This window comes from Streptomyces sp. NRRL S-495 (assembly GCF_000966955.1).
Lineage (GTDB): Bacteria > Actinomycetota > Actinomycetes > Streptomycetales > Streptomycetaceae > Kitasatospora > Kitasatospora purpeofusca.
On the sequence record NZ_JZWY01000280.1, the window covers coordinates 1 to 301 of the forward strand.

Annotated in this window: 1 protein-coding gene; it reads right to left on the reverse strand. The window is 66.1% G+C overall.

Annotation, left to right across the window (positions count from 1 at the left end; genetic code table 11):
• Window positions 1-2: 2 nt before the first annotated feature.
• Entirely contained in the window at window positions 3-284 is a 282-nt protein-coding gene (locus VR45_RS16090; RefSeq protein WP_045940446.1) for an acyl carrier protein, read from the reverse strand.
• Window positions 285-301: the final 17 nt, after the last annotated feature.

Genomic DNA, 301 nt, shown 5'->3' on the forward strand with positions numbered 1-301 from the left:
GCTCAGGCCGCGGGCAGTTCGGCCACCAGGCCGGCCAGGTGAACGGTCAGAGCCGCCACCGTGTCGACGTCCCACACCAGGGTCGGCTCCACGGTCACACCCAGGTTGTCCTCGATGTCCCCGCACAACGCGAAGGCGTACACCGACTCCAACCCGTACTCGGCGAGCGAGACACCCGGATCGATCTCCCCCACCGGCGTCTCCAGGTAGTAGGACACCCGCTCCATCAACCACCGCTCGATGTCCTCGTCCGACACCCGCACACCCACTCCCCTGTCAGTCATCGAACTCCCTCTCTCAT